At 71.0% G+C, this 23,096-nt stretch carries 24 protein-coding genes and 1 pseudogene; 15 read left to right on the top strand and 10 right to left on the bottom strand.

Annotation, left to right across the window (positions count from 1 at the left end):
- Positions 1-134 precede the first annotated feature (134 nt).
- On the top strand, positions 135-1,310 hold the full coding sequence (locus tag ACZ4N5_RS17985; RefSeq protein ID WP_467758033.1) for a thiolase family protein: 1,176 nt from the start codon (positions 135-137) through the stop codon (positions 1,308-1,310).
- 143 nt (positions 1,311-1,453) lie between these two features.
- Here the strand turns inward: ACZ4N5_RS17985 and ACZ4N5_RS17990 are convergent, their stop codons facing one another.
- A complete protein-coding gene (locus ACZ4N5_RS17990) occupies positions 1,454-2,272 on the bottom strand; it encodes a TVP38/TMEM64 family protein (protein ID WP_467758034.1) in 819 nt (272 codons plus the stop codon).
- Between the two features lie 49 nt (positions 2,273-2,321).
- On the opposite strand from ACZ4N5_RS17990, the gene ACZ4N5_RS17995 reads away from it, so the two are divergent.
- The 3 genes from ACZ4N5_RS17995 (at position 2,322) to ACZ4N5_RS18005 (ending at position 5,622) form a co-directional block, all read left to right on the top strand.
- Complete coding sequence (locus tag ACZ4N5_RS17995; RefSeq protein WP_467758035.1) at positions 2,322-3,056, top strand: DNA alkylation repair protein; 735 nt, start codon at positions 2,322-2,324, stop codon at positions 3,054-3,056.
- Between the two features lie 381 nt (positions 3,057-3,437).
- A complete protein-coding gene (gene tuf / locus ACZ4N5_RS18000; RefSeq protein WP_467758036.1) occupies positions 3,438-4,607 on the top strand; it encodes an elongation factor Tu in 1,170 nt (389 codons plus the stop codon).
- Positions 4,608-4,776: 169 nt separating this feature from the next.
- The gene (locus ACZ4N5_RS18005) at positions 4,777-5,622 is read left to right on the top strand and encodes a spermidine synthase (protein WP_467758037.1); all 846 of its coding nucleotides are present in this window, start codon (positions 4,777-4,779) and stop codon (positions 5,620-5,622) included.
- Positions 5,623-5,657: 35 nt separating this feature from the next.
- On the opposite strand, the gene arsM is transcribed toward ACZ4N5_RS18005, so the two are convergent.
- Positions 5,658-6,551, bottom strand: coding sequence for an arsenite methyltransferase (gene arsM / locus ACZ4N5_RS18010; protein ID WP_467758038.1), 894 nt, complete (start codon positions 6,549-6,551; stop codon positions 5,658-5,660).
- Positions 6,552-6,747: 196 nt separating this feature from the next.
- Between arsM and ACZ4N5_RS18015 the strand changes: the two are divergent.
- A pseudogene (locus ACZ4N5_RS18015) lies at positions 6,748-6,903 on the top strand (phosphotyrosine protein phosphatase); the annotation flags it as partial.
- Between the two features lie 139 nt (positions 6,904-7,042).
- On the opposite strand, the gene ACZ4N5_RS18020 reads toward ACZ4N5_RS18015, so the two are convergent.
- Complete coding sequence (locus tag ACZ4N5_RS18020) at positions 7,043-8,095, bottom strand: DUF8017 domain-containing protein (protein WP_467758039.1); 1,053 nt, start codon at positions 8,093-8,095, stop codon at positions 7,043-7,045.
- 140 nt (positions 8,096-8,235) lie between these two features.
- Complete coding sequence (locus tag ACZ4N5_RS18025; RefSeq protein ID WP_467758040.1) at positions 8,236-9,267, bottom strand: DUF8017 domain-containing protein; 1,032 nt, start codon at positions 9,265-9,267, stop codon at positions 8,236-8,238.
- Between the two features lie 152 nt (positions 9,268-9,419).
- Here ACZ4N5_RS18025 and ACZ4N5_RS18030 point away from each other — a divergent pair, with 152 nt between their 5' ends.
- Entirely contained in the window at positions 9,420-9,872 is a 453-nt protein-coding gene (locus tag ACZ4N5_RS18030) for a DUF4442 domain-containing protein (RefSeq protein ID WP_467758041.1), read from the top strand.
- Positions 9,873-10,111: 239 nt separating this feature from the next.
- On the opposite strand, the gene ACZ4N5_RS18035 is transcribed toward ACZ4N5_RS18030, so the two are convergent.
- Positions 10,112-10,516, bottom strand: a complete 405-nt coding sequence (locus ACZ4N5_RS18035; RefSeq protein ID WP_467758042.1) for a PaaI family thioesterase — start codon at positions 10,514-10,516, stop codon at positions 10,112-10,114.
- A 262-nt stretch (positions 10,517-10,778) separates the two neighbouring features.
- Between ACZ4N5_RS18035 and ACZ4N5_RS18040 the strand changes: the two genes are divergently transcribed.
- A complete protein-coding gene (locus tag ACZ4N5_RS18040) occupies positions 10,779-12,641 on the top strand; it encodes a LamG-like jellyroll fold domain-containing protein (protein WP_467758043.1) in 1,863 nt (620 codons plus the stop codon).
- Positions 12,642-12,787: 146 nt separating this feature from the next.
- On the opposite strand, the gene ACZ4N5_RS18045 is transcribed toward ACZ4N5_RS18040, so the two are convergent.
- Positions 12,788-13,237 carry a MarR family winged helix-turn-helix transcriptional regulator gene (locus ACZ4N5_RS18045; protein WP_467758044.1) on the bottom strand — a complete coding sequence of 150 codons (450 nt, stop codon included), beginning with the start codon at positions 13,235-13,237 and terminating at the stop codon, positions 12,788-12,790.
- Between the two features lie 78 nt (positions 13,238-13,315).
- On the opposite strand from ACZ4N5_RS18045, the gene ACZ4N5_RS18050 reads away from it, so the two are divergent.
- The 3 genes from ACZ4N5_RS18050 (at position 13,316) to ACZ4N5_RS18060 (ending at position 16,088) form a co-directional block, all read left to right on the top strand.
- Positions 13,316-14,143, top strand: a complete 828-nt coding sequence (locus ACZ4N5_RS18050) for an SDR family oxidoreductase (protein ID WP_467758045.1) — start codon at positions 13,316-13,318, stop codon at positions 14,141-14,143.
- A gap of 110 nt (positions 14,144-14,253) precedes the next feature.
- Positions 14,254-15,303, top strand: coding sequence for an NAD-dependent epimerase/dehydratase family protein (locus ACZ4N5_RS18055; RefSeq protein ID WP_467758046.1), 1,050 nt, complete (start codon positions 14,254-14,256; stop codon positions 15,301-15,303).
- A gap of 134 nt (positions 15,304-15,437) precedes the next feature.
- Positions 15,438-16,088, top strand: coding sequence for a DedA family protein (locus ACZ4N5_RS18060; RefSeq protein WP_467758047.1), 651 nt, complete (start codon positions 15,438-15,440; stop codon positions 16,086-16,088).
- 15 nt (positions 16,089-16,103) lie between these two features.
- Here ACZ4N5_RS18060 and ACZ4N5_RS18065 read toward each other — a convergent pair whose 3' ends face one another.
- Positions 16,104-16,634 (bottom strand): gamma carbonic anhydrase family protein, encoded by a 531-nt coding sequence (locus ACZ4N5_RS18065; RefSeq protein WP_467758048.1) that lies wholly within the window; start codon positions 16,632-16,634, stop codon positions 16,104-16,106.
- A 141-nt stretch (positions 16,635-16,775) separates the two neighbouring features.
- Here ACZ4N5_RS18065 and ACZ4N5_RS18070 point away from each other — a divergent pair, with 141 nt between their 5' ends.
- Positions 16,776-17,594 carry an acyltransferase gene (locus ACZ4N5_RS18070; RefSeq protein WP_467758049.1) on the top strand — a complete coding sequence of 273 codons (819 nt, stop codon included), beginning with the start codon at positions 16,776-16,778 and terminating at the stop codon, positions 17,592-17,594.
- A 197-nt stretch (positions 17,595-17,791) separates the two neighbouring features.
- On the opposite strand, the gene ACZ4N5_RS18075 is transcribed toward ACZ4N5_RS18070, so the two are convergent.
- Entirely contained in the window at positions 17,792-18,649 is an 858-nt protein-coding gene (locus ACZ4N5_RS18075; protein ID WP_467758050.1) for an EamA family transporter, read from the bottom strand.
- 93 nt (positions 18,650-18,742) lie between these two features.
- Between ACZ4N5_RS18075 and ACZ4N5_RS18080 the strand changes: the two genes are divergently transcribed.
- Positions 18,743-19,315, top strand: coding sequence for a helix-turn-helix domain-containing protein (locus tag ACZ4N5_RS18080; protein ID WP_467758051.1), 573 nt, complete (start codon positions 18,743-18,745; stop codon positions 19,313-19,315).
- Positions 19,316-19,565: 250 nt separating this feature from the next.
- Positions 19,566-20,123 (top strand): YbaK/EbsC family protein, encoded by a 558-nt coding sequence (locus ACZ4N5_RS18085; protein ID WP_467758052.1) that lies wholly within the window; start codon positions 19,566-19,568, stop codon positions 20,121-20,123.
- Positions 20,124-20,242: 119 nt separating this feature from the next.
- Here the strand turns inward: ACZ4N5_RS18085 and ACZ4N5_RS18090 are convergent, their stop codons facing one another.
- Complete coding sequence (locus ACZ4N5_RS18090) at positions 20,243-21,454, bottom strand: cation diffusion facilitator family transporter (protein WP_467758270.1); 1,212 nt, start codon at positions 21,452-21,454, stop codon at positions 20,243-20,245.
- On the opposite strand from ACZ4N5_RS18090, the gene ACZ4N5_RS18095 reads away from it, so the two are divergent.
- Together ACZ4N5_RS18095 and ACZ4N5_RS18100 are read left to right on the top strand one after the other, a co-directional pair.
- Positions 21,392-21,640 carry a hypothetical protein gene (locus ACZ4N5_RS18095; protein ID WP_467758285.1) on the top strand — a complete coding sequence of 83 codons (249 nt, stop codon included), beginning with the start codon at positions 21,392-21,394 and terminating at the stop codon, positions 21,638-21,640. The genes ACZ4N5_RS18090 and ACZ4N5_RS18095 overlap by 63 nt on opposite strands.
- Positions 21,637-21,996 (top strand): ArsR/SmtB family transcription factor, encoded by a 360-nt coding sequence (locus ACZ4N5_RS18100; RefSeq protein ID WP_467758053.1) that lies wholly within the window; start codon positions 21,637-21,639, stop codon positions 21,994-21,996. Before ACZ4N5_RS18095 ends, ACZ4N5_RS18100 begins: the two co-directional genes overlap by 4 nt.
- 144 nt (positions 21,997-22,140) lie before the next feature.
- On the opposite strand, the gene ppk2 is transcribed toward ACZ4N5_RS18100, so the two are convergent.
- Complete coding sequence (gene ppk2, locus ACZ4N5_RS18105; protein WP_467758054.1) at positions 22,141-23,079, bottom strand: polyphosphate kinase 2; 939 nt, start codon at positions 23,077-23,079, stop codon at positions 22,141-22,143.
- Between the last annotated feature and the right edge of the window lie 17 nt (positions 23,080-23,096).

Consider the following 23,096-nt stretch of genomic DNA (forward strand, 5'->3'; position numbering starts at 1 on the left):
GGTGGGTTGGATGTTCCAACTCACTGGGTTACTCTTGGGTCACTTGGTGGGTTGGAAAATCAAACTCATCGGATTCGAAGACCGGATCCGCCCGGTCGCCGGTTCCCCGACCTCGAAGACCTGAGAGGCATCCCATGCGTGACGCCGTGATCGTCGAAGCCGTACGCACCCCCGTGGGCAAGGGCAAGCCGAGCGGCTCCCTCGCCCACGTCCACCCCGTGGAACTCCTCGCCCACACGCTCCGCGCGCTCGTCGAGCGCTCCGGGGTCGACCCGGCGCTCATCGACGACGTCATCGGCGGCACCGTCGACCAGGTCGGCGAACAGGCCATGAACACCACCCGGTACGCCGTGCTCTCCGCGGGATTCCCCGAGTCGGTCCCGGCGACCACGGTGGACCGCCAGTGCGGCTCGTCGCAGCAGGCCGTGCACTTCGCCGCGCAGGGCGTCATGTCGGGGGCGTACGACATGGTCGTGGCCTGCGGTGTGGAATCGATGAGCCGGGTGCCGATGTGGTCCAACGTGCCGGCCGGCGCGGACCCCTTCGGGCCCGGGGTCGCCGAGCGCTACCCCGAGGGTCTGGTGCCGCAGGGCATCAGCGCCGAGCTCATCGCCGCCAAGTGGGGCATCACCCGCGAGCGGATGGACGCCTTCGCCGTCGGCTCGCACCAGAAGGCGGCACGGGCGTGGAGCGGCGGTCTGTTCGACGTCGAGGTCGCGCCCCTGGAGGGCGTCACCCGGGACGAGAGCGTCCGCCCCGGCAGCACCCCCGAGGTGCTCGCCGGGCTGAAGCCCGCGTACTACGACCCGGGCTTCGCCGAGCGTTTCCCGCAGATCGACTGGTCGGTCACGGCCGGGAACGCGAGCCCGGTCAACGACGGGGCGTCCGCCGTGCTCATCACGTCGAGCGAGACCGCCGCCCGCCTCGGACTGCGGCCCATCGCCCGGCTGCACAGCTTCGCCGTCACCGGCTCGGACCCACTGCTGATGCTCACCGGCGTCATCCCCGCCACCGAGAAGGTGCTGCGCAAGGCCGGGCTGGACCTCGGGGACATCGACCTCTTCGAGGTGAACGAGGCCTTCGCCGCCGTCGTCCTGGCCTGGCAGCAGGAGACGGGCGCCGACCTGTCCAAGGTCAACGTGCACGGCGGGGCCATCGCGATAGGCCACCCGCTCGGCGCGAGCGGCACCCGGCTCACCACGACCCTCGTCCACGCGATGCGCGCCCGCGGGGCCCGCTACGCGCTGCAGACGATGTGCGAGGCGGGCGGACTGGCCAACGCGATGATCCTGGAGGCCGTGCGCCCGTAACGGCTGCAGATCCTGGAAGCCTCGCGTCCGTGGCGGCCGCAGATCTTGGAGGCCGTGCGCCCGTAGCGGCCGCAGATCCTGGAGGCCTCGCGTCCGTGGCGGCCGCAGATTCTGGGCTGTGTGCGCCCAGGCGCTGGCGGGCCTCAGTGACCGCGCAGGTGGTGGCGCTTGCGCCAGGCCACCGCCGTTCCGACCAGGGCGGGGACCGCGATCAAGGCCATCGCGATCAGGAAGGCCGGGGAGGTCGGCGAAGACGCGCGGGCGCCGGCGACGGCGTACGCGGCGGTGTTCGGGATCGAGCCGAGCGCCGTCGCGACCAGGAAGGGCAGCCAGCCCATGCGGGAGACGGCCGCGCAGTAGTTGGCGGCCCAGAACGGCACGCCGGGGAACAGCCTGGCCACCATCATCGAGCGGAAGCCGTGACGGCTGAGCTGACCGTCCGCCGCCTTCAGCCAGCGGGCCCGCAGCAGCGACCGCAGCGCGTCCTGCCCGAGGATCCGGCCGAGCCCGAAGGCGACACCGGCGCCGAGCACCGTGCCCACCAGGGCGGTGCCCAGGCCCAGTTGAGAGCCGAACAGGGCGCCGGCCGCCAGATTGAGCAGCGGCCTGGGCACGAAGGCGACCGTGCACAGGCCGTACGCCACGGCGAACGCGACGGCCGCCGCGGCGCCGCCGAGCTGGGGTGGCCAGCCGTCGGCGAGCAGCCGTTGCGGGTCGAAGAGCAGCACGCTCGACGCGGCGGCCGCGAGCAGCACGACCAGCAGGGAGAGCCGCGACCAGGGCGAGAGCAGTGCTCTCAGGCAGCGAGCGCCCAGGCCGGTGCGTGCGGCGGTCGGGACCGCGGGTGCGGCGACGGCGATCTCCGAGGCGACGACCAGGTCGGTTGCGACGGCGAGCTCCGTGGCGGCGGCCTGGGGAGTGGCCGTGGCGGTGCCCCCAGAGCGGGTGGTGGCATCGAGCATCCGGTGACACTAGCCGACGCATGTGTGTGACCGCCGTATGGTTCGTCTCATGGGCGTCACAGCTTCCGGAACGTCGGGTGCGCGGTTCGAGGTGCCCGACAGCGTCCTCGCGGACACCGTTCTGGAACGGCTCACGACCGTCTACCCGGCGGCCGCCGACCCTCACCGGGCCGCGTCGATGCGCGCGTACATGAAGGACATCGCCCCGTTCCTCGGGCTGACGACGCCCGAGCGCCGTGCCCTGTCGCGCACCGTGCTCCTGGACACCGCCCGTCCCGACGAGGCGGACTGCACGGCGCTCGCGCTGCGCTGCTGGCGACTGCCGGAACGCGAGTACCAGTACTTCGCCGTCGACTACCTGCGCCGCCACGTGGCGCGCCTGTCCTCGGGCTTCCTGCCGGTGGCCCGGCACCTCGTCTCCACCGTCTCCTGGTGGGACACGGTCGACGCGCTCGCCGCGCATGTGGTGGGAGGCCTGGTGGCCGCCGATCCGCGACTGCGCACCGACATGGACGGCTGGATCGAGGACGTAGATCTGTGGGTCGCCCGTACGGCGCTGCTCCATCAGCTCCGTCACAGGGAGGCCACCGACACAGGGCGCCTCTTCGCGTACTGCGTCCGCCAGTCGGGCCATCCCGATTTCTTCATCCGCAAGGCCATCGGATGGTGTCTGCGCGAATACGCCAAGATCGACCCGCAGGCGGTACGGGACTTCGTCGCCGCGGAGCGGGCGAGGCTCGCGCCGCTGTCCGTGCGCGAGGCCCTCAAGAACATCGGCCCCTGAGACCGCGGACGCCCCCGGACCCCGAGGGTTCCCGACACGCAGCTCGCGGTGGCTGCACCCCCGCACCGCCCGCACCACCCGCGCCACACCGGTCCACGGGGCACCGAAAACCATTCGACGTGGGCAGACGCGTCGGCGATGATCTCCTCATGTTCCGGTACGCCTTCTTCCTCGCAGCATCCGCAGTCGCGGATGCGCCGAAGGCTGCCGTCCCGATCATCACGGCAGCCGTCGACGGCGCCCGAAGCTGACCCTTCCCGGATTGTCCGGCGGACCCCGCAGGGGGAGGGTCGGTAGCTCCTGGGGGTCCCCGTCCCGGCCCGTACGCGCCGGGGCCATCACTCAGCTCCGCTGACACTGAAGAGGCTTCGAGGTACAGCCATGCCCAAGACGGCTTACGTGCGCACCAAACCGCACCTGAACATCGGCACCATGGGTCACGTCGACCACGGCAAGACCACCCTGACCGCCGCCATCACCAAGGTCCTCGCCGAGCGCGGCTCCGGCACGTTCGTTCCGTTCGACCGGATCGACCGCGCGCCGGAGGAGGCCGCCCGCGGCATCACCATCAACATCGCGCACGTCGAGTACGAGACCGACACCCGGCACTACGCGCACGTGGACATGCCGGGCCACGCCGACTACGTCAAGAACATGGTCACCGGCGCGGCCCAGCTCGACGGGGCGATCCTCGTCGTGTCCGCGCTGGACGGGATCATGCCGCAGACCGCCGAACACGTGCTGCTCGCCCGGCAGGTGGGCGTCGACCACATCGTGGTCGCCCTGAACAAGGCCGACATGGCGGACGAGGAGCTCGCCGACCTCGTGGAGCTGGAGGTCCGCGAGCTGCTCTCCGCGCAGGGCTACGGGGGCGACTCGGTTCCCGTCGTACGGGTGTCCGGCCTCAAGGCCCTTGAGGGGGACCCCCGGTGGACGGCGGCGATCGACGCGCTGCTCGACGCGGTGGACACCTATGTGCCGATGCCCGAGCGCTATCTCGACGCGCCGTTCCTGATGCCCGTCGAGAACGTGCTCACCATCACCGGACGCGGAACGGTCGTCACCGGTGCCGTGGAGCGCGGCACGATCCACGTCGGCGACCGCGTCGAGGTGCTCGGCGCCGGCGTCGACACGGTGGTCACCGGCCTGGAGACCTTCGGCAAGCCCATGGAGGAGGCGCAGGCCGGCGACAACGTGGCGCTGCTGCTGCGCGGCGTGCCCCGCGACGCGGTCCGTCGCGGGCACATCGTCGCCGCGCCCGGCAGTGTCGTACCCAGCAGCCGTTTCACGGCGCAGGTGTACGTCCTGTCGACGCGCGAGGGCGGCCGTACGACAGCGGTCTCCACCGGGTACCGGCCGCAGTTCTACATCCGCACCGCGGACGTGGTGGGCGACGTCGACCTCGGCGAGCGGGCCGTCGCCCGGCCCGGCGACACCGTCACCATGACGGTCGAGCTCGGCCGCGAGGTGCCGCTGGAGCCGGGCCTCGGCTTCGCGATCCGCGAGGGCGGCCGGACGGTCGGCGCCGGGACGGTGACGTCGATCGGCTGACGTCCGGCCCGACAAGCCGGTCGGCCGACCTCCGGCCAGGTAGGCCGGTCGGCCGACCTCCGGCCCGACAGGCCGGTCGGCCGACCTCCGGCCGGTGCAGCGACGCGGGTGCCCGCCATGACAGGGCGGGCACCCGTTCGTGTCGTTGCCGGTGCCGCACAATGGACCCGTGGACGAGCCGATACCCGTGACGCGGGCCGTGGATCACGGGACCGCCAAGCTGATGCCCGACGTGGACCGCGAGCGGGCGTGGCTGCTGACCGTGGACGGCGCACCCCAGTCGTACGTCGATCTGGACGAGCCGACGCATCTGGAGTTCGAGTACACGCGGCGCCTCGGGCATGTGCTGGACACGGTCACGGAACCGGGGAAAGCCCTGGACGTGCTGCACCTCGGCGGCGGGGCGCTGACTCTGCCCCGCTACGTCGCGGCCACCCGGCCCGGTTCGCGGCAGGACGTGGTGGAGGCGGACCAGGGCCTGCTGGCCATGATCGGCGAGTGTCTGCCGGTGCCGGGCGGCGTCGGCATCGAGCTGCACTGCGCCGACGCCCGCACCTGGATCGAAGCCGCCGCCCCCGACTCCGCGGACATCCTGATCGCGGACGTCTTCGGCGGCTCGCGCGTACCGGCGCACCTGACATCCACCGCCTACGCGGGCGCCGCCGAGCGCGTGCTGCGCCCCGACGGCGTCTACCTCGCCAACCTGGCGGACGCGGCGCCCTTCGCCTTTCTCCGCTCCCAACTCGCCACGTTCTCGACGGTGTTCGAGGAGATCGCCCTGATCGCCGAACCCGGAGTGCTGCGCGGGCGGCGCTTCGGCAACGCGGTGCTCGTGGCCTCCCACCGCCCGCTCGACACGGCCGCCCTGGCCCGTCGCACCGCCGCCGACGCCTTTCCGGCACGCGTCGAACACGGCCCCGGACTGCGGGACTTCATCGGCGGTGCCGCTCCGGTGCGCGACGAGAACGCGGTTCCGTCACCCGAGCCGCCGGGCGGATCCTTCGGTATCGGGTGACGCGGTTACCGCTTCTTCCACGGAGTGCGGGTTCTTCAGTTCTGGCAGCCGCAGCCCGAAGCGGACTTGGCCTCCGTGACCGTGACGCGGGGGTCGGGGGAGGCTTCGGCGGGTGTGCAGCAGGCGCTGACGCCGCAGCACGTGTCCGCCGACCTGGTCGTGGGGGATGTCTGCGGCTCGGTCCGGGGCTTGGTGGCGCGGACGACGGCGGAGTGCATGCCGTCGGCTACGGGGTGCGTGGGGGTGATCTCGACGTTCACGAACCCTGCCGCCTCGAGGCCTTCGCGGTACTCGGCGAAGGACAGGGCACCGGCGATGCAACCGACGTAGTCGCCGCGCTCCGCGCGCTGTTGGGGTGTCAGGTTGTCTTCGGCGACCACGTCCGAGACACCGATTCGGCCACCCGGTGTCAGGACGCGGAACGTCTCCGCGAACACCGCCGCCTTGTCGGTCGACAGGTTGATCACACAGTTGGAGATCACCACGTCGATGGTGTCGGCGGGGAGCGGGATGGCCTCGATCGTGCCCTTGAGGAACTCGACGTTGGTCGCGCCCGCCTTCCTGGTGTTGGACAGGGCGAGTTCGAGCATCTCCTCGGTCATGTCGAGGCCGTATGCCTTGCCCGTGGGGCCGACGCGGCGGGCCGACAGCAGGACGTCGATGCCACCGCCGGAGCCGAGATCGAGGACACGTTCGCCCTCGTGGAGATCGGCCACGGCGGTCGGGTTGCCGCAGCCCAGTGAGGCGGCGACGGCCTCGGCGGGCAGGGCGTCGCGCTCGTCGGACGCGTAGAGGGTGGAACCGAAGTTCTCGTCCACCTCGACCGGCTGCGGCCCGCAACACGCGCTGCCACCCTCGGTCACCTTCACGGCCGCGGCGGCATACCGGCGACGAACGGTCTCGCGCAGTTCTGTGGACTGATCACTCATGAGTCACTCCCGAAGGACGGGACACCTCAGGCCCCGGACCGGCTTGTATTGACGTTCGCTGATGCAAGCTTGCGCCTTGAATCGAAGAACGTCAACATAGAGCTGCGTCGAAACAAAAGCCTGAGGTGATCGGCCAGGAAACGGACGGCGCCTGCTGCGCGGGACTGGCCGCCGCCCCGCCGACCGAGGATCAGGCCCCGTCGAACCGGCGAAGAAGTTCAAGGCGTTGGGCGACCCGTTTGCGCTCGACGACCCGGCCGGACAGGGTGTCGCCGCGGTCCGGCCGATCCGGGACGAGATCGAGCGGCGCATCCGCGCCCTCGTGCCTGAACCGGCCGAACTGACCCACTGAGCGATCCGCCGTACCGAGCACGCGCTGACCGCAACTCCACCCCGTCGAGGCCCACTTCACCCCGTCGGGCGTCGGGCCCCCGCCCGCCGGGCCTGGAAGGCTGCCACGAGGCTCGGAGCCCCGGGCTTCGGTCCTGGGTTCAGGAACCCGTCGGGTCGCCGTGCAGTCGTACCGTGCTGAGGATCCTTTGTACGGTCGCGTTCCGGATCTCGTCCGAGACGCCCTTGGCGCCGTAGAGCGTCCAGGACACGAAGTCGCCCGCCGAGTTCTTGAAGGCGAACGTGGTCGCCTTGCCGTCGGAGTCGCACTTGTTCTTCTTGGCGACGCCCGAGGAGTACGTCGTCGCGACGCTGCCCTTGACGCCCGAGGCCGTGGTGTACGCCTGGGGCTTGCCGATCTTCAGCAGCTTCTTCGAGGCGTCCTTCTGGTCGGTGTAGCCACCGAAGACCCACCACGCCGAATCATTGCGTGCCACGTCGTCGGTGTTCTTGGCACCGCTCTGGCCCTTGGTGCCCGCGGCGGCCAGTGCCGAGTCGCTCGTGTGGCCGTCCTTGTCGTCGTCGGACGTGCACCACTTCTCCTTGAGGAAGGCGGGTGCGGACATGCCGATGAGCGCGGAGCCGTCGCCCTTCTTGTCGTCCTCGAAGCCGATGAAGGTGCCGGGAGTCTTGACGTCCCAGTCCGGCGGTACGTCGAAGGCGGTGCCCCACTTGGGGTTCACCACCACCTTCCAGCCGGCGATCGTCGCCTTCTCCTCTTCGCCGCCGCGCGGGTTGTCGTCACTCCCGCTCCCGCTCGCGCTCGGCGACGTAGCGGCCGACGCCTTCGGGGACTTGGACGTGTCGGCGCCGGCCTTGTCGTCCTTGCTGCCACCGCCCAGGACGAGGAATCCCGTGACTCCGGCGGCGATCACGACGGCCAAGGCCGCGACGATCGCGGTGATCTTCGTCTTGTTGCCGCCACCGCCACCGCCACCGCCGCCGGACGCCTGGGGCGCGCCGAGGGGATCCGACGGAGCTCCCCACGGCTGCTGTCCCGGCTGCGGTCCGTACGGGCCCGGCTGCTGCGGATACCCCGGCTGCTGGTATTCGGGCTGCTGGTACGGATTCGGCTGCTGGTACCCCGGCTGCTGGTACGGGTTCTGGTCCTGCGGGTTCTGCTCGCCCCCGGGCGGCTGCTGTCCTGGCCACATGGCCGTTAACGATAGAGGGGCTTGTGACCCGAGTGCCACGGCGGTCCCCGAAACGGCCGGGCCGCCGGGCCACTTGCCCCATTGATCCCGGCTCGGGGCGGCCCCGTACGATCCCGGCTCGGAATCCAACTGCCCCTGAATCAGGCCCCCGTCGGGTCACCGTGCAGACGTACGGTGCTCAGGATCTTCAGGATGGTCGTGTCGGGGATCTCGTCCTTCACGCCGGTGGCCCCGTAGAGGTTCCACGCCACATAGTCGCCCGCGGAGTTCTTGAACCCGAACGTGATGGCCTTGCCGTCGCTCGCGCACTTCCCCTTCTGGGGAGTGTTCTTGGACCTGGCCCAGGCGATGCTGCCCGTGACGCCCGACTTCGTGGTGTACGGCTTGGCCTTCTTGTCGAAGGTGAGGCTCTTCTTGTCCGGCTGGGTGTAGCCGCCGAACACCCACCAGGGGACCTGGTTCAGGGCGACCTCGTCGGTGTTCTTCGCTCCGCTCGCGCCTTTGGTGCCCGCGGCGCCGAGAGCGGTGTCCTCCGTACGGCCGTCCCTGTCGTCGTCGGACGAGCACCACTTGGACTTGAAGTAGGCGGGCGCCGACATCACGATCAGCGGCTTGTCGTCGGCCTTCGCGTTCTTCTTCTCGAACCCGACCGACGTGCCCGGCGAGGCCACCTCCCAGTCCGCGGGGACATCGAAGGCCGTGCCCCACTTGGGATTGACGACGACCTTCCAGCCGGCGACGGTCGGCTGCTCGCCCGCTCCGCCGCGCGGGTCGCCGTCGGAGGGCGACGCGCTCGGGTCCTTCGGCGCGCTCGTGGTCGGATTCGCGTCCTTGCCCTTGTTGCCGCCGTCGGCCTTGTCGTCCTTGGCGCCGCCGAGCAGGAGGGCGCCGGTCACCCCGGCGGCCACGACCACGGCGGTGGCCGCCACGATCGCGATCACCTTAGTCCGGTTGCCGTTCCCGCGCGGCGGCTCGGGCGCGCCCGCGGGAGCCGGCGCACCCCATGGCTGCTGTCCCGGCTGCGGTCCGTACGGGCCCGGCTGCTGCGGATACCCCGGCTGCTGGTATCCGGGCTGCTGATAGGGGTTCGGCTGCTGGTACCCCGGCTGCTGGTACGGGTTCTGGTCCTGCGGGTTCTGCTCGCCCCCGGGCGGCTGCTGTCCTGGCCACATGGGCAGCCACGTTAGTGGCGCCTGTGAAACGTTTCTGTCACCGCGTCTCGTCAGGCCTGTACCGGAGTGTGGCTCCGCCCGCACCGCTGATCGACTTCGGCGCCGGACGGCGGGGCTGGCCAAGGATTGCTACCCATGGGTAACATCGCGGTATGAGCGCAGACCAGATGACGATCGGCGAGATGCTCGCCGCGACCGTGCCGATGGCCCGGACCCTGAACCTCGAGTTCGTGGAGACCACTCCGGAGAAGGCCGTCGTGGCGCTCCCGGACCAGGGCGACTTCCACAACCACGTCGGCGGACCGCACGCCGGTGCCATGTTCACGCTGGGGGAGTCGGCGAGCGGGGCGATCGTTCTGGCCGCCTTCGGGGACCAGCTCTCCCGCGCCGTACCGCTCGCGGTCAGCGCCGAGATCGCGTACAAGAAACTCGCCATGGGCCCCGTCACGGCCACCGCGACGCTCGGGCGGCCCGCCGCCGCCGTGGTCGCCGAGCTCGACGCCGGTCAGCGTCCCGAGTTCCCGGTCGCCATCGCCATCCAGCGCGCTGACGGCGCCGTGACCGGCGAGATGACCGTCGTCTGGACGCTCCGCCCGAACGGCTGAGACCCACCTCGCGCACAGGGCCCTGATCGGGGAGTACGACCCGATCGGGGCCCTCGGCCGTTGCGCCGGGGCCGCTCGCCGATGACGGCCTCCCCTCCTGTACATCGCCCCGCCTCGCCTGCGCCCTCGCCCCGCCCCGAGCTTGGCGTCGAGCCGAGCGTCGACCCGTGCCCCGACCGGGCGTCACCCCGTGCCCCGAGCGGGTGCCGACCCGTGCCCCGACCGGGCCCCGACCCCGGTCAGCCGCGTGGCACCCGTACGCTCACCGTCTGGGTGACCCGGGTGCAGAGCTGTTGCCGGTCGTCCTCGATGTCGCACTCCACGACCGCCGTGTCGCGGCCCACCCGCAGCACACGGGCCTTCGCGTACGCGGCTCCCTCGCGCACGGGCCGCAGGAAATGGGTGGTGGACGTGGTGGTGGCGGGAACGGCGCCGGCGGGGCCGTTCAGCGCGGCGCACACTGCCGAGGCGACGTCGGCCAGGCCCATCAGCGCGCCTCCGTGCAACCCGCCCCCCACGGTGGACAGTTCGGTCACGAAGTCGAGTTCGGCGTGCACTGCCTCGGCCGACAGGGCGGTGAAGCGCACGCCCAGCGTCCTGGCGTAGGGGGCCATCGCGTAGATGTCTTCGGCGGTGACGGTCACAGCAAGCTCCTTGTGGGAGAGGTGGGGCGGAAGTCGATGATCCGTTCTATCAACTCCCCTGAAGGTAGGGGGAGTTCCAGCAACGGAGAGCATCTTTGCTCCCCCGGTCCTCCGTCCCGGACCGGGGGCCGCGCCCTGGGCCGCCACGCCGGGCGCCAATCGTGCGGCGAACACAATGCGTCGTTCAGCTGACTGCCACTGCCCGGCCATGGCCGGTCAGCACCGTGCCCCCTGACCCCCATCTCGCTCACCTGGAGGGCACATGAGCACGGCAGGACAGCAGAACGGGCCGGGCAGACGGGCTCTGCTGCGCGCCGCGGTCGCCGTACCGGCGGCCGGCGCGGCGACAGCGGCGTTCGAGACGACCCCGGCGCGGGCCGCGACCACAGGCCGGGGAGGCCGGTTCGACACCGAGAGCCCGCGCTTCGCGCTGGCCGTCCTTCCCGACACGCAGTACCTCTTCGACGCCGACAGCGCGGACCCGGCCCCGCTGCGCGAGACTTTCCGCTACCTCGTGGCGGAGCGGGCCGAGGCGAACATCGCGTTCATGACGCACCTCGGCGATGTCACCGAACACGGCACCGAGGACGAGATCGGACGCGCCGCCGACACCTTCCGCACCCTCCACGGCAAGGTTCCCTACAGCGTCCTGGCCGGCAACCACGACATCCCGTCCTCGACGGACGACCAGCGGGGAGACACCGCCTACCTCGCCGCGTTCGGCCCCGAGCGCTACGCCACCATGCCCACCTTCCGCGGCGCCTCTCCCGACGGCTACAACAGCTACCACGTTCTGCGCGCGGGCGGCCGGGAGTGGTTGGTGCTCGCCCTGGACTGGCGGGTGTCGGACAAGGGGCTGCGCTGGGCACAGGGCGTCCTGGACGCCCACCCCACGCTTCCCGCCGTACTCACCACGCACGACATCGCCTGGTCGGACGACGACGGCGCGGCCCAGCTCTCGGACAACGGCAAGCGCCTGTGGGACGGTCTCGTCCGGGGCAACGACCAGATCTTCCTCGCCCTCGGCGGCCACTACTGGCCGCCTGGGCGCACGGTCCTGTCCAACGACGCCGACAACGATGTCCACGTCCACATCACCAACTACCAGGACCGCTACTACGGCGGCGCCGGGATGATCCGCACCTACTCCTTCGACCTGGTCCGGGGCGTCATCGACGTCGAGACGTTCGCGCCGTGGTTCCTCGCCAGGGACCCCGGGAAGCGGACTCCGCTGGAGGCCGAGACCATCGAACTGACCGGCCCCGTCGACCGGTTCAGCCTGCGCGTCGACTTCGACGAGCGCTTCGAGGGCTTCGCACCCGTCGTCCCGCCGAAGCCGCGCCCCGCCTCCGCCGTGATGCCGCACGGCACGGTGGCGTACTGGCGTTTCGACGGCTCCGGGACGGCTCCGGGCGCTCCCGTCGCGGACGGCACCGTCGTACGGGACCTCACGGGCCACGGGAACGACCTGACCGTGAGCCGGTTGCACGAGAGCGGCCCGGCCGTCCTCACCTGGTCGGACGACCACCATCCCGGTCAACCCGCCCACGCCAGCCTCCACTTCGACGGCGGCAAGAGCCCGGACCGCGGCGCCATCCTGACGACGGGCGCCCAAGCCGCCCTGAACAGTGCTGAGTTCACCCGCGGCTACACCATCGAGACGTTCATCAGGCTGCCCGACCCCTTCGACGGCGACCATGCCTGGATGGGCATCCTGAGCTGGGAGGGCCGCAACGGCGACGCGGGCAAGACGACCGGCTGGTCCCCGCTGGAGCCCACCTGCAGCCTCAATCTGTCGCCGGAGCGGTTCCTGCAGTTCGTCGTCTATCCGGCGCGGCAGGACGCCGACCCGACCTCCTGGAGCCACGCCCTCCCCGTGGGCCGCTGGACCCATGTCGCCGTCGTCAACGACGGCCGCCGCACCGTGCTGTACGTCGACGGCTCGAAGATCGCCCGCAATCCCACGCAGCCGTCCACCGGGATCGCGACGCTCGGCAAGCCCTTCGTCATCGGTGCCACCCAGTTCGACGAGAACTTCGGGCAGGGCTTCTACGGCTGGATCGGCGACACCCGCATCGTCGACCACGCCCTGCCCGTACGGGACTTCCTCACGTCCTTCGCGTAGACACCGGCCCCGACCAGGGCCTCTGGCCAAGGCGCCCGTCCGGTCCGGCAGTTCGGGCCGGACCGGACGGGCGTCCCGGGGGAGTGCCGGTCGGCACGGGGAGCGCACCGGCCCCCCTTGCGAGTCTGCGAGGGACCTGAGCCAGGTCAGTACTTGAGCTTGAGGAGGATGCGGGCCAGTTCTTCCAGCTCGGCCGGCTCCAGCTTGTCGGTGAGGGCGGGTGCCAGGGCCTCGCGGCGGGCCCGGTCCGCACGCTCGAAGAGATCCCGGCCCTCCTCGGTGATGGTCACCTCGACGGACCGGGCGTCGGTCGCCGAGGGGGCCCGGGTGACCAGGCCCCGCGACTGGAGCGCGTCGATGACCCGGGAGACCTGGCTGCGGCTGATCAGCGCACAGGAGCCCAGATCGGTGGCCGACAGGGGACCGTCCTGGTGGTAGAGCCAGAGCAGCACCTCGAACCAGGACGCCGGCAGCCGGAAATCGTGTTCCAGGCGGGCGTTCGCCCGTGCGGTGAGGGCGGTGCCCACTCCCACGATGCGGTAGTACGCCTGGTCCTCCACAGTGAGCTCCGCCTGCTTCAGCCTGATCTCCGTCACGACACGAGTCTACCCAGTTGCGTGCGCACGCACGCAACCCTAATATGTGTGTGTACACGCAACCATGGAGGCCCCGTTATGAAGATCGCCCTTGTCACCGGTACGTCCACCGGCATCGGTCTGGAGACCGCCGTACTCGCGGAGCGGGCCGGCTACACGGTCGTCGCGACCATGCGGGACACCGGCAAGGCCGGCCCGCTGCGCGAGCGGCTGCCCGGCGTCGACGTCCGGCAGCTCGACGTCACGGACCCCGACTCGGTCGCCGACTGTGTCGACGCGGTGATCGCCGCCTACGGACGGCTGGACGCCCTGATCAACAACGCGGGCGCCGGGCACGTCGGCACCATCGAGCTGGAGAGCGTGGACGACGTCCGTGACGTGATGGAGGTCAACTTCTTCGGCGTCGTCCAGGTGACCAAGGCCGCGCTGCCGCATCTGCGCGCATCCCAGGGCCGTCTGATCACGGTCACGAGCGTCGGCGGTGTGGTCGGCCAGCCGTTCAACGAGGCCTACTGCGCGGCCAAGTTCGCCGTCGAGGGCTGGATGGAGAGCCTTGCTCCGGTCGTCGGCAGGCTCGGCGTGGCGGTCAGCGTGATCGAGCCCGGCGCGGTGGCCACCGAGTTCGTCGCCAACGTCCGCGCCGACCGCGACATCGAGACACTCGTCGCCGGGGCGGGTGTCTACCGGCCGGTGATCGGCGCCTATCTCGACCGCACCGCGAAGTCGTTCTCCACGGCCCAGAGCGCACACGAGTGCGCGGAGGTCGTCGTCGCCGCGCTGACGGCCGACGAGCCCCGGTTCCGCTACCAGAGCTCCGAGTGGGCGGCCGGCTTCACGGGCGTCAAGCTCGCCGACGCCGACGGCTCGGCCGTGCAGGACCTCACGACGTCCTGGCTGGGGGAGTGAGCACCTGTTCCCTTCCGGCCGTCCATGCCCGACCCTGACCTACGGGCGGTGCGTGCGCGTCGTCCACAGGCCGGGCGATGCGCCGGGGACAGGGTGCGAGGAGTGCGAGCGTGGGCGTGGGCGGGCGGAGCGCCGTTCTGGTGACCGGTGGCAGCGGGTTCGTCGGGAGCCATCTGGTGCGGCGGCTGCTGGAGCGGGGCTACCGGGTCCACACCACCGTACGAGGGACCGCGAACGCGGCGAAGGTGCGGCCGCTCCGGGAGATGCAGGAGGCCTTTCCCGGCAGGCTGGCATTGTTCGAGGCGGATCTGCTGGCCGAGGGGTCCTTCGACGCGGCGATGAGCGGCTGCGGCGTGGTCTTCCATGTGGCGTCGCCGTTCCTGATGCCCGAGAAGATCAAGGACGGCCGCCGGGACATGGTCGACCCGGCCCTGCTCGGCACCCGCAATGTGCTGGCGGGAGTGGAACGGACACCGACGGTCGAGAAGCTCGTCCTCACCTCCACCGTCGGCGCGATCTTCGGCGACTACATCGACGTCCGGAGCATGGACGGCGGTGTCCTGTCGGAGAAGTACTTCAACACCACCAGCACCGTCGAGAACAACCCGTACCACTACGCGAAGACGCTCGCGGAACGCGCGGCGTGGGAGGCGGAGGCGGCCCAGGACCGCTGGCGCCTGGTGTCCGTCAACCCCGGCCTGATCCTCGGCCCGTCCCTCACCCCCGCGTCGGAATCCGGCAGCCTGTTCCTGCTGGAGGAACTGTTCAAGGGTTACTTCTTCTACGGCGCCCCTGATTTCAGCTTCACCACGGCGGACGTCCGCGAGGTCGCCGACGCGCACATCGCGGCGGCGGAGCACAGCGGCGCCAAGGGCCGCTACATCGTCGCGGCCGAGACGATGACGTCCTTCCACGACATGGCGCGCGTCATCCGCGGCCGGTATCCCCGCGCCCTCCGGCTGCCCCGCACCGCGCTCCCGCACTGGCCGGTCCGCATTCTGGGTCCGGCGTTCGGACTGACCCAGGACTACATCCGCAAACACCTCGGTATCCGGTTCCGCGTGGACAACAGCCGGAGCGTGCGGGAACTGGGGATCACCTACCGCCCGGTGGAGGAGACCCTCCTCGACCACTACGGGACCTGGCGGCACAGGACGTGACAAGCCGCACGTCCGGGCCGCTGTTCAGGGCGACCAGGTAGGCTTCCCGGCGGGCGCTCCGGGGAAGCGCACCTCGGTGATCATGCGAAACGCGGTCGCCCGGGTCACGTAAACCGAAACGGGAGGAACCGGCGTTGCACGTCCAGGACTGGCTCGAGACGGTGCCCGCGGTCAGTATCTACGCGCTCGTGGCCCTGGTCATCGGCCTGGAGAGCCTGGGCATCCCGTTGCCCGGAGAGATCGTCCTGGTCTCGGCGGCGCTGCTGTCCTCGCAGCACGGCGGTATCAACCCGGTGGTCCTCGGCGCGTGCGCCAGCCTCGGGGCGATCGTCGGCGACTCCATCGGATACGCCATCGGCCGCAAGGGCGGACGCCCGCTGCTCGCCTGGCTCGGCGCGAAGTTCCCCAGACACTTCGGCGAAGCCCATGTCGCCACGGCCGAGCGTTCCTTCCAGAAGTGGGGCATGTGGGCCGTCTTCTTCGGCCGCTTCATCGCCCTGCTGCGGATCTTCGCGGGCCCGCTCGCCGGTGTGCTGCGGATGCCGTACTGGAAGTTCCTGATCGCCAACGTCCTCGGCGGCATCATCTGGGCCGGCGGCACCACCGCGGTCATCTACTACGTCGGTGTCGTCGCCGAGTCCTGGCTGAAGCGCTTCTCGTGGCTCGGCCTGGTCGCCGCGGTGCTCATCGGTCTCGCCTCGATGCTGATCGTCCGCCGCAAGGCGAAGAAGGCGGCGACGGAGCACGGCGCGGCGGAGCCGGAGCCGGTCCCCGCCGCCGAGTAGAGCGGCTGCTCGGACCTACTCGTGGATCTCGCGGTGCGCCTTCGCCAGCTCCACGTAAAAGACGCCGTTCAGCGAGAGACCCTCGCGCTCCTCGTCGGTCAGCGGACGCCTGACCTTCGCGGGGACACCCGCGACGAGTGAGCCCGGCGGGACCGTCATCCCCTGGGGCACCAGCGCCTGCGCGGCCACCAGCGAGCCGGCCCCGATCACGGCCCCGTTGAGCACCGTGGCACCCATGCCGATCAGACAGTCGTCCTCGACGGTGGCGCCGTGCAGGACGGCGTTGTGGCCGATCGAGACCCGCTCCCCGACGGTGATGGGGAAACCGGGGTCCACGTGCAGAGTGCAGTTGTCCTGTACATTGCTGCCGGCGCCGATGACGATCGGGCCGGCGTCGGCGCGCAGCACCGCGCCGTACCAGACACTCGCGCCGGCGTGCAGCGTGACATCTCCGATGACCACGGAGGTGGGCGACACGAACGCCTCCTGGTCCACCTGCGGGTCCTTGCCGCCGATCCCCTTGATCAGCGCCTGCTGAGTCGTCACCGTGTCACCGTCTCGTCGTGTCGTGGTCCAGGTCCTTCTGAGTACACCGGCACCGTATGCCATCGCCCCACGCCCCCGGTGGGGCGAAGATCACAGCGGCGCGGCCGCATCGGCGTGGTCCGCTCTGAGTACCGTGAACGGGTGTCCAGGAGCAAGAACACGTTCTCATCATGGCGGCGACGCCTCGCGCAACGCGCCGTCCACGCGGGCTGGGCCTGGGTGCAGCGCGCCGGTGCCGTCTCGGCCGAGCGCCCGGGACGGTTCCGCTTCGGTGCCATGGGAGAGAACACCAGGCTGGCCTTCCCGCTGGGCACGGTCTTCGGTGAACCCTGGATCCACCTCGGCTCGTACTGCATCGTCGCCGAGCAGGTCACGCTGACCGCGGGGCTGATGCCCGATCTCGACCTCGGTGCCGACCCGATCCTGCGCATCGGGGACGGCGTCGTGCTCGGCCGCGGCAGCCATGTCATCGCCGACACGACGGTCACGATCGGCAGCGACTGCTACTTCGGGCCCTATGTGTATGTCACGTCCACCAACCACTCGTACGACGATCCGCACGAGCCCATCGGCAAGCAGTGGCCGCGGATGGAGCCCGTGGAGATCGGGCCCGGCTGCTGGATCGGGACCGGTGCGGTGATCCTTCCCGGCGCGCGGATCGGGCGGAACGTCGTGGTCGCCGCCGGTGCGGTGGTACGCGGTTCGGTGCCGGACCACTCCGTCGTCGCCGGAGCCCCCGCGCGGGTCGTCCGGCGCTGGGACCCGGTGGACGGATGGCAGCCGCCGCTGCGCACACCGCCGCCGGTGCCGATTCCCGACGGGGTGACCCCGCAGCAGTTGCTGGCGCTGTCGCAACTGGACGAGGAAACGGTCGCGCGGCTCGCGCAGCTGGACCTCGACGTGCGGGACGCCGCCGAGGACGTACACGCGCAATCGGGCGACATCCGCGCCGAGTCCTGACCCGGGGCGGGCTCCGTCTTCCGACGGGGGCGGCCGGTCTGTCGTCCGGGCCAGGCCCGGTCCTTCGTCCGGGGCGGGCCCGGTCCTTCGTCCGGGGTGGGTGGTCTGTCGTCCGGGCCAGGCCTGGTCCTTCGTCCGGGGCGGACAGTCCGTCGCCGTCGACCGGGGTGGGTCGGGTTCCGTCGGCCGGAGCCGGCTCAGCCGGTCGCCAGCAGCACCGTGCCGACCAGCGCCAGCGTCGCTCCGGCGGCCTGCACCGCGCGCAGACGTTCCCTGAGGACACCGCGTGCGGCCAGGGCGGTGACCACCGGGTAGAGCGAGGCGAGGACGGCGGCGACGGTGACCGGGCCGTGCTGGGCGGCGACCGAGTAGGTGCCGTTGGCCGCGACGTCGGCGAGACCGACGAAGGCGAGCGCGGGCAGGGAGACCCAGGGGAAGCCGCCCTCGGGAAGGGCCGGGGCGCCGCGCCGAACGGAGACGGCCAGGGCCGCGCCACCGGTGACGACATTGGTGACGCGCTGCACGAACAGCGCCAGGAAGAGTCCGGTGACCGACGACGACGCCTCCGCGATCAGCGCGAACACCGTGCCGAAGCCGGCGGCCGCGATCAGCGTCAGGAGGATCGCCTGCCGCTGCACGGGCGCGCCCCGCAGCTGGGGCCCGCCCGCGAGGACGACACCCGCCACGGCGACCGCGATGCCCGCGATCTGCAGCAGCCCCGGGCGCTCCCCGAGGAACAGGCCGACGCCGATGGGGACGGCCACGGCCAGCGAGCCGAGGGGGGAGACCACACCCATCGGGCCGAGCGCGAGCGCCTTGTAGAAGGAGAGCAGCGCGATCGGGCCCACGAGTCCCGCGGCGACCGCGAACCACAGCTGCGGCCCCGCCGCGCTCCAGCCGCCGGTGGCCAGCACGATCGCGCCGAGGACCACGGCCGCGATCGACTGGGAGGCGACGACCACCGTGAGGGCGGGCGTGCGCCGGGTGAGCAGACCTCCGCCGAAGTCGGCCAGGCCCCACAGGAGGCTGGTGGCCAGGGCGAAGAGTGCTGTCACGGGGTGCCTCGCAGTACAGTTCGGTGGACGATCAGGTGCACCACACGATAGTTCATCTGATTGAACTCTGTCATTCAAAATATTGGACGGAATGTGTCGGATCTCGACCTGCTGACTCAATCCCTGGCACGCAATGTGAAGCGCTGGCGCTCCGAGCGCGGCTTCACTCTGGAGGCGCTCGCGGCTCGCGCCGGCGTCAGTCGCGGCATGCTCATCCAGATCGAGCAGGCCAGGACCAATCCCAGCCTGGGTACCGTCGTCAAGATCGGCGACGCGCTCGGCGTCAGCATCACCAGCCTCCTCGACTACGAGCAGGGGCCCAAGGTCCGGATCGTCCCCGCCGACCAGGCCGTACGGCTGTGGCACACCGAAGCGGGCAGCTACAACCGGCTGTTGGCCGGCACCGAGGCGCCCGGCCCGCTGGAGATGTGGGACTGGCGGCTCATGCCCGGCGAAGGCAGCCCCTCCGACCCGCATCCGACCGGCACCGTCGAACTCGTGCACGTCATCGCGGGCGACATGACCCTCACCGTCGACGGCGTCGAGCACCTCGTCCCCGAGGGGGCGAGCGCGTCGTTCGAGGCCAACACCCCCCACACGTACGCCAACAAGGGCGAGGTCCCGGTCGAGATGGTCATGGCCGTGTCGGTCCCGCTCGTGCACTGAAGTCCTTGGCGGGCCGGTCCGACTCGTGCACTGAAGTCCTTGGCGGGTCGGTCCCGCTCATGCACTGAAGTCCTTGGCGGGCCGGTCCCGATTCGTGTACTGGAGTCCCTGGCGGACCCGTTCCGATTCGTGCACCGAAGCCCCCGGCCGGCCGGTCCGGAATCGTGTGCCGACGGCCTTCGGCGGGTCGATTCCGCCGTGCGTGGAAGGCTCCCGGCGGGTGGGTCCGCACGGCTGTTAGCGTGCCGTCATGCGCGCACCCATCGGACACTTCGACCACGCCGTCCCCGCCCCCGACTGCCTGGACGAACTTTCCCGCCCCGTCGCCGACGCCGTGCGCGTCTGGCGCGGCGGCACCCCCGTCGAGCAGATCGTCTACGTCGACACGAACCCCGAGTGGGCCGACACCGCCACCTTCGTCGAGCACTACGGCGAGGAGCTGCTCGACCGGTCCGCGAACTGCGTGGTCGTCGCGGCCAAGCGCGGCGGCCGGACCACGCTCGCCGCGTGCCTCGTCCTGTCCACCACGCGCGTCGACGTCAACGGTGCCGTACGACGTCAACTGGGCGCCCGGAAGGCCTCGTTCGCCCCGATGGTCACCGCGACCGACGAGACCGGCATGGAGTACGGCGGCATCACACCCGTCGGACTCCCGGACGGCTGGCCGGTGTTGGTGGACTCGGCCGTCGTCGAGCTGCCGTACGTGCTCGTGGGCAGTGGCCGCCGGCGCGGCAAACTCCTCGTGCCGGGCAAGGCGTTGGCGGAACTGCCGAACGCGGTGGTGATGGAGGGTCTGGGCGTCGCCTGACGGTTCACGCCGGTCGTGAACCGTCTGCCCTCGACGGGATCCGCCCTCGAAGGGATCCGTTCTCGTCGACGGGCCGGTGTCCGATGGGGATTCGTTCCTGCCGGGTGTCGGTGGCCTGTTCAGGCGGCGGCGTGATGCGCGAGCGTCCGATGCGGATCCGCCTCGCCGGGTGCCGGTGCCGGATCGGCGTGGACCAGGGCGGCGGTCAGCTTCGGGACGGCGTGCAGCAGGGCGTGCTCGGCCTCCACCGCGATGTCGTGGGCCCGGCGCACGGTCGCCTCGCCGTCCACCACGACCGCCACCTCCGCGCGCAGCCGGTGCCCGATCCAGCGCATCCGCAGTTCGCCCACGTCGCGCACCCCCGCGACCTCCCGCAGCGCGCGCTCGGCGCGGTCGACCAACTCCGGTTCCACGGCGTCCATCACGCGCCGGAAGACCTCCCGGGCGGCATCGCGCAGCACCAGCATGATCGCGGCAGTGATCGCCAACCCCACCAGCGGGTCGGCGAGTTGCCATCCGAGGGCCGCGCCTCCCGCGCCCACCAGCACCGCGAGTGAGGTGAATCCGTCGGTACGGGCGTGGAGTCCGTCCGCGACCAGCGCGGCGGAGCCGATCTCACGCCCTACCCGGATGCGGTGCCGGGCGACCCACTCGTTGCCGGCGAAGCCGATGAGCGCGGCGACCGCGACCGCGGGGAGGTGTCGCACAGGCTGCGGATCGAGCAGCCGGCCGACCGCCGCCCAGGCCGCGAAGGCGGCGGACGCGGCGATCGTCAGCACGATCACGATGCCCGCGAGGTCCTCCGCCCGCCCGTAGCCGTAGGTGAAGCGCCGGGTCGCCGCGCGGCGGCCCAGCACGAAGGCGACCCCGAGCGGCAGGGCCGTCAGCGCGTCGGCCGCGTTGTGCACGGTGTCGCCGAGCAGCGCGACCGACCCCGACAGCACGACAACGGCCGCCTGCGCCAGGGCCGTTGTGCCGAGGACCGCCAGGGAGACCCACAGCGCCCGCATGCCCCGGGCCGACGATTCCAGCGCGGAGTCGAGCTTGTCGGCCGTTTCGTGGGAGTGGGGGGTGAGGAGATGGCGCAGCCGGCTCCCGAGGCCGCGCGGATGACTGTGCCCCCGAGGACGGGAACGGGGGTGAGGGTGCGGCCGACCGGGGGAGTGGCCGTGAGGGTGCGCTTGAGTGTGGCCGTGGCCGTGCGCGTGCCCGGTTTCGTGACTGTGTTGTCCCGGGCCGTTGGCGTCCTCGTGCCCACGGTCCTGCCCATGGCCGTCTTCGTGCCTCTGACCCGGCCCGTCGGCTCCCTCGTGCCCGTGCGCGTGCCCGATTTCGTGGCTGTGGCCCCGCCCGTGGGCGTCCTCGGAACCATGATTGCCGTTGCCGTTGCGATTGCCGTCGGCGTCGGCGTCCTCGTGGTGATGGCCGTGATCGTGGTCGTGCCGGTCGTTCACGTACGTCCCCTTCCGTGCGGGAGTGGACGCGCGGGTGTCCACGAAGCCATTATGTGCGTATGAGCGCACGCATGCACCTATCAACTGCGCACGATGCGCACCCGCGCACCCCCGGCGAGGAACAGTTCGCGCTCGCCGCCGAACTCCTCGCCCTCCTCGGCGATCGCACCCGCCTCGCGCTGCTGCATGCCCTGACCGGCGGCGAGGCTGATGTCACGACGCTGACCGAGGTGTGCGGGGCGGCCCGTCCGGCCGTCAGTCAGCACCTGGCCCGGCTCCGTCTCGCCGGGCTCGTGAACACGAGGAAGGAAGGGCGCAGGGTGATCTACTCGCTCGGGGACGGTCATCTGCGCCGGGTGGTCGACGAGGCGCTGAGCCTGGCCGACCACCGGCTGTCCGACCGGCCGGCGCACGACTGAGGCCACTGTGCGGGGCTCGGGCGTGTGCTGGAGCCGATGTGCGGGCGAGCCCGCGCCACCTGGGGTGACACGCGGTCGAGCCCGTGTGTCCCTGGGGTGACGTGCGGTCGAGTCCGCGTGCACCCGGCGTGACTTGGGGTCGAGTCAGTGCCGCGGGCGGCGCTGTGAGCCCGCGGCCACGCGGTGGCCCGTGGGCGCCGCGTCGTACTCGCTCTCCTCGCCCTCTTCCAGCAGGTTCGCCGCCGCGCCCACGATGCTCGGGTCGGGGCTGCCGACGACCTCATCGTCCTTGTCGGCGTAGGAGAAGCGGGCCAGGACGCTGCGCATGGCCTCGACGCGGGCCCGCTTCTTGTCGTTGCTCTTCACCACCGTCCAGGGCGCCTGCTCGGTGTCCGTCTCGCGGAACATGGCGACCTTTGCCGCCGTGTAGTCGTCCCAGAGGTCCAGCGAGGCCAGGTCCATGGGGCTCAGTTTCCACTGCCGTACCGGGTCGACCTGACGGATCGTGAAGCGGGTGCGCTGCTCACTCTGGGAGACCGAGAACCAGAACTTGATCAGGTCCACGCCGTCGTCGACGAGCATCCGCTCGAACGCGGGCGCCTGCCGCATGAAACGCCGGTACTCGTCGTCCGTGCAGAAGCCCATCACCCGCTCCACACCCGCGCGGTTGTACCAGGACCGGTCGAACATCACGATCTCGCCCGCGGTCGGCAGATGCTCCGCGTACCGCTGGAAGTACCACTGTCCGCACTCCCGCTCGGTCGGCTTCTCCAGCGCCACCACACGGGCACCGCGCGGGTTGAGATGCTCGGTGAACCGCTTGATCGTGCCGCCCTTGCCGGCCGCGTCGCGCCCCTCGAAGACGATGACGAGCCGACGCCCGGTCACCTTGATCCAGCTCTGCAGCTTCAGCAGCTCGATCTGCTGGAGCCGCTTGTGCCACTCGTACTCCTTGCGCTCCATGCGCTGCTCGTACGGGTAGTTCTCCCGCCAGGTGTCCACCGGGCTGCCGTCCGGCCGGATCAGTACGGGGTCGTCGTGGTCGGAGTAGTCCACCCGCATACCTGCCAGTAGTTCCGTCATCCGGCCCTCCTTTTCCC

This window comes from Streptomyces sp. NPDC026500 (genome assembly GCF_055567635.1).